We start from the raw sequence: 6,020 nt of genomic DNA on the forward strand, positions 1-6,020 counted from the left end.
ATTCAATTGCCTATTTAATCGCTTCAGCTTATCTAAAATTTTATCCATAATATCCTCCTTATAGTTAGTAAATAGTTCCTTTACTCGTAATCACTTTGTAGAGTTATTCTATAAGTAATTAATAAGAAAAAGACCCCACTTACAATTTTATATAATCTATTAGAATTTAAATCTACTAGCCATATATACAAAAATAATGTACAAAATCTCAAATATGTATTCTTTGTAATAGAACTATATGGTTGCTACTAACACTTAATTAGTAGATCATATAAGCATAGTATTGTACAAAATATATAATTAGATAAGCCATTATTCTTTAATATATCTTAACTTACAAAATTAAGGGTGCATTATTTGCACCCTTAATACTCTATTCCCTATTAATTTTTTAAAATCCTTTATTTTAAAAGAATTAATTATATTTTTTAATAATGTAATTAATTTTAAGTTATATAAAATCATATCTTTAATCAAACTTTGAGATGCCATGATTTACATCTATTTAAAGCTTACATGTTTATAGGATTTTCTACTTAAGTCTTAACACATTTCTTTGCTTCATTACTTTAAATTATATTTATTTCACTAATATAATTATTCCCTAATTATTATCACTAGTTAAATAGGCATTTATAAATAGATCTATATCTCCATCCATAACCCCTTGGACGTTACTATTTTCAGTATTAGTTCTATGGTCCTTAACTAAGGAATAAGGATGAAATACATAGGATCTTATTTGACTTCCCCATCCTATATCTTTAAGCTCTCCTGTAAGATCTTCGATCTTTTCTTTATGGGCTCTCTCCTTAAGTTCTATGAGTTTAGCCTTAAGCATTTTCATAGCTACATCTCTATTATTATGTTGACTTCTTTCATTCTGGCAGGCTACCACTATACCTGTTGGTATATGAGTTATTCTTACGGCGGATTCTGTTTTATTTACATGCTGCCCCCCTGCACCTCCAGCTCTAAAAGTATCTAGTTTTAAATCTGCTGGATTTATATCTATATCTTGATCCTCTGTAAGCTCTGGCAGTACCTCCACTGAAGCAAATGAAGTTTGTCTTTTTCCATTAGCATTAAAGGGTGATATTCTTACTAATCTATGTATTCCCTTTTCAGTCTTAAGATATCCATAAGCAAACTCTCCAGTGACCTTTATCGTTACTCCTTTTATCCCAGCTTCATCACCTGGTAAATAATCAATGGTTTCAAGTTTAAATCCCTTACCTTCACCCCATCTTGTATACATCCTAAGAAGCATTTCAGTCCAATCTTGGGCATCTGTTCCTCCAACCCCTGCATGAAGATTTAATATGGCATTATTCCTATCATATTCATCAGAAAGAAGTAGCTCTATTCTATAACTTTCTATATCTTTTTTAAGCTCATTAATTTCTTTTATAATCTCTCTAATGGAGGATTCATCATCTTCCTCCATTGCGATATCTCCAAGTACTTCAACATCTTCTACTCTCTGTTCTAAGGACTTAAATATACCTAATTTATCTTTTAGTCTTTTAGATTCTTTAGTTATATCTCCTGCCTTTTTTATATCATCCCAAAAATCAGGTTGCTCCATACTTTTATCTAGTTCATCAATTTTTCTCTCTAAACTAGCAGGGTCAAAGAGAGTTCCTCATTTCCTCTATTTTTTCCTTTAAGGGTTGAAGCTCTCCTAAAGCTTCTTGAAGTTTTAATATCATTTAAAATCACCTCTATTATATATTACATATTTAAGTTCTATCTTTAAAATCTTTCTCTTACTTACAATAATTATAACATAAAAAAGGATTTGCAAACTTTGTTGCAAATCCTTGATTTTTTACTATTAAGCTCCACGTCCACAACAGTTTTTATATTTTACTCCACTACCACAACTACATGGTTCATTTCTTCCTATCTTATTATCATTTTTAACAGGTACCTTTTTACCTTGTGAATCTAAGTTTGTAGCTGTTTCCTTAACTACTCTCTCTCTTTCTGGAGCTTTTTCATTTTGAACATGCATTAAGAACTTAACTGTATCTACCTTTATGTTAAATATCATTTCATCAAACATATTACTTCCCTCGAACTGATATGCTTGAGTTGGATCCTGTTGCTTATAAGCTCTAAGACCTATACCCTGCTTTAAATGATCCATGTTATCTATGTGATCCATCCATTTTGTATCAACAATTCTTAGAAGAATAACTCTTTCGATTTCTCTCATCTGTTCTTCTCCAAAGGATCTTTCTTTTTCTTCATATATATCAAAAGCTATATCTTCATATTTATCTATTATCTCTTCATTAGATAACTTCTCAAGTTCCTCTACCTTAACCATATTATGAGGTACAAATATATCTTCCATATAACTTACAAGATTCTTTAATTCCTCTGTAAAGTTATCCTCATTTCCAGATATATGAGACTTAACTGCGGCACCAATGGTCTCTTCTATCATAAGAGATATTTGCTCTTTAAGATTTTCTCCTTCAAGAACCTGTGATCTTTGAGCATATATTATTTCTCTTTGCTTATTCATTACATCATCATATCCAAGTAAGGTTTTTCTTATATCAAAGTTATTACCTTCAACTTTCTTTTGAGCATTTTCTATAGCTTTGGTAACCATGCCACTCTCTATAGCCTCATCCTCTTCAAGTCCAAGCTTATCAACAAGAGATTGAAGCTTTTCGGAACCAAATATTCTCATTAAATCATCTTCAAGAGATAAATAGAATCTTGATGCTCCTGGGTCTCCTTGACGACCAGAACGTCCTCTAAGTTGGTTATCTATTCTTCTAGATTCATGTCTTTCAGTTCCTATTATTTTTAAACCACCAACTTCTGTTACTCCTTCTCCAAGTTTTATGTCAGTACCACGACCTGCCATATTAGTTGCTATAGTAACCATGCCTTTTTCTCCTGCATGGGATATTATATCTGCCTCTTGTTCATGATACTTAGCATTTAAGACCTGATGAGGAACACCTTTTTTCTTAAGCATAGAAGATAGCAGTTCAGAATTCTCTATAGATACAGTACCTACAAGAACTGGTTGACCTTTCTCATAAGACTTTTCTATCTCTTCAATTATTGCTTTATACTTACCCTTTTCAGTCTTATATATAACATCTGCCTGATCTTCCCTTGCTATTGGTCTATGAGTAGGTATAACTATAACATCTAGTCCATAGATTTCTCTAAATTCCACTTCTTCTGTTAATGCTGTACCTGTCATTCCTGATAATTTATTATACATTCTAAAATAGTTTTGGAATGTTATAGTTGCAAGAGTCTTAGATTCTTTTTCTACCTTAACTCCCTCTTTTGCTTCTATAGCTTGATGAAGACCATCTGAGTATCTTCTACCTTCCATTATTCTTCCTGTAAACTCATCAACTATTACAACTTCACCATTTTTAACTACGTAATCTTTATCTATTTTCATTTGATAGTTTGCCTTTAAAGCTTGAGTTACATGGTGCTGTATTTCCATATTTTCTGCATCTGCATAGTTCTCTAAATGGAAATACTTTTCTGCCTTTCTTATACCTTCTTCTGTTAGCATAACAGACTTGGCTTTTTCATCTATAGTATAGTCTGTTTCTCCCTTAAGGCTTTTTACAAAGAAATCTGCCACCTTATAAAACTCAGTGGATTTATCTCCTTCTCCTGATATTATAAGAGGAGTTCTAGCTTCATCTATAAGGATAGAGTCAACTTCGTCAACTATAGAGAAGTTAAGATCTCTTTGAACCTTTTCTTCCTTATATATAACCATATTATCTCTTAGATAATCAAATCCAAACTCATTATTAGTTCCATAGGTTATATCTGAGTTATAGGCTAATCTTCTTTCTTCATTATTTAATTCGTGAACTATAACACCTGTTTTAAGCCCTAGAAATTCATATATCTGTCCCATCCATTCCTTATCTCTCTTTGCAAGATAGTCATTTACTGTAACTATATGAACTCCCTTTCCGCTTAAAGCATTTAAATAAGCTGGAAGGGTTGCAACTAAAGTTTTACCTTCTCCTGTCTTCATCTCAGATATTCTTCCTTGATGAAGAACAACTCCTCCTATAAGCTGCTCTCTATAATGTCTCATTCCAAGAACTCTACTAGATCCTTCTCTAACTACAGCAAAAGCTTCTGGTAATATATCCTCTAAAGTCTCACCATTATTTAGTCTATTTTTAAATTCAAGAGTCTTACCCTTTAACTCCTCATCGCTTAACTGCTTTATGGAATCTTCCAATGAATCTATTTTATCTACTAAAGGCAAAATTCTTTTTACTTCTCTTTCACTATATGATCCAAATAATTTCTTAAATAATCCCATTTTATTATCCTCACACGTCTATGTTATGTTATTTATAAATTATACCATTTAAATTATTATGATTTCAACATATATAATAAATACATGGCTAAATTTAAAGAGCTACTTTTTCCAAGTAGCTCTTTATATTATCTGTTATTTACATTTTATTATACTTCTGGTTCTATTAAACCATAATTTCCATCTTTTCTTCTATATATTACATTTACTTCTCCATCATCTGAGTTTTCATATACAAAGAAGTTATGTCCTAAAAGCTCCATTTGAAGTATAGCTTCATCTGTAGACATTGGCTTCATTATGAATCTCTTAGTTTTTACTATTTCTGGTTCTTTATCCTTAGCATTCTCAATTTCAGGTATAGATTGGAATCTTAATGAGTCTCCACCATTTCTCCTTTGAAGTTTTGTTTTTTGTTTTCTTATTTGCCTTTCTAATTTATCAATTACTACATCAATTGAAGCATACATATCTTCTGTAGCTTCCTCTCCTCTTAATAGTATCCCATTAAAAGGTATAGTTACCTCTACTATTTGCCTACTCTTTTGAACACTTAGTGTCACATTAGCATTTACATTAGGGTTGAAATATTTATCCAGCTTCGATAGCTTTCTATCCACCGCTTCCTTAAGTCCTTGTGTTAAATCAATATTTTTAGCAACTATTCTTACTTTCATAAACTCCAGCCCCTCTCTTTATGTTAAAAATACTTTATATTACTTTATTTATTATGTTCTTCTTTTGTTACTTTTATTTTAATCTAAATATGTAAATTTTACAAAATTTAAATTTCTACGGTTAGAAACCCTTACTTTGATTAACTTAAACTTTCTCTTACTATTCTAACTTTTCTGAAGATTTTCCCTTTACTATAGTATTTGATAATTATTATCTTTTATGCTATTATAGAAAATGAAGGTCAAAAAAGACTTTGGATATATCCAAAGTCTTTTATATTTATTGAATATTATATACTTTATTTAGTAAAGCTAGTTGACCTGGTCTTTGACCCCACACTCGCCTGCTGGAGCTTTTGCTACCCAGAATTAACCTCTCACTACTAACCCTCTCACTATGTGGCAGGACTAACCTCTAAGCCGCACCATGATCATTAAACCTTTTGTTTAACTTACGTGGATCGTTTTGCCTGCGACTGGCATCGACTTTCAACCACAAACCTAGCTTTACATTAATATTATATACTAGATTTAGCTACAGTCAATACCCTAACATAATTGTCGGAATCTTCAATTAACGGAATGCTACAATTATAAACAGTGGATCCTGTTGTTATAACATCATCTACGAGCAATATACTCTTTCCCTTAATCTTTTCTTTACAGAAATTACTAATAGAAAAAGCATCTTTAAGGTTAGCTAATCTATCTTCCTCTTTTAATAATTTTTGTTCTTTTACTTCTTTATTAATATAAAGTATATCTAAAACTTCCTTATTAAAATACTCTCCTATTTTCTTACTTAAAAATAAACTTTGATTAAAACCTCTTTTTTTAAGTTTACTCTTAGGTATAGGTACTGGTACAATATAATGAAAATCTATGGATTGCTCCTTTATGGTATTTATCATAAATTTAGCTAAGACTTCCCCTGCCATAAAATCTTTCTTAGATTTTAGTCTTAATATTAAGTCCTTAGCATAATCATTATAATATATACA

At 30.8% G+C, this 6,020-nt stretch carries 4 protein-coding genes; all 4 read right to left on the reverse strand.

Annotation, left to right across the window (positions count from 1 at the left end; translation table 11 throughout):
• Positions 1-604: 604 nt before the first annotated feature.
• Positions 605-1,712 (reverse strand): peptide chain release factor 2 gene (prfB, locus tag AB2369_RS10685; protein ID WP_367666467.1). Its coding sequence is split into 2 segments (ribosomal slippage): positions 605-1,645 and positions 1,647-1,712, totalling 1,107 coding nucleotides; the frame shifts between segments, so codons are not numbered across the junction.
• Between the two features lie 125 nt (positions 1,713-1,837).
• A complete protein-coding gene (gene secA / locus AB2369_RS10690; RefSeq protein ID WP_367666468.1) occupies positions 1,838-4,342 on the reverse strand; it encodes a preprotein translocase subunit SecA in 2,505 nt (834 codons plus the stop codon).
• A 149-nt stretch (positions 4,343-4,491) separates the two neighbouring features.
• On the reverse strand, positions 4,492-5,019 hold the full coding sequence (raiA, locus tag AB2369_RS10695; RefSeq protein WP_367666469.1) for a ribosome-associated translation inhibitor RaiA: 528 nt from the start codon (positions 5,017-5,019) through the stop codon (positions 4,492-4,494).
• A 518-nt stretch (positions 5,020-5,537) separates the two neighbouring features.
• The coding region (locus AB2369_RS10700; RefSeq protein WP_367666470.1) for a ComF family protein at positions 5,538-6,020 on the reverse strand (483 nt) is incomplete at its 5' end.

Origin of the sequence: Clostridium sp. (genome assembly GCF_040797585.1) — a bacterium.
Lineage (GTDB): Bacteria > Bacillota > Clostridia > Clostridiales > Clostridiaceae > Clostridium_Z.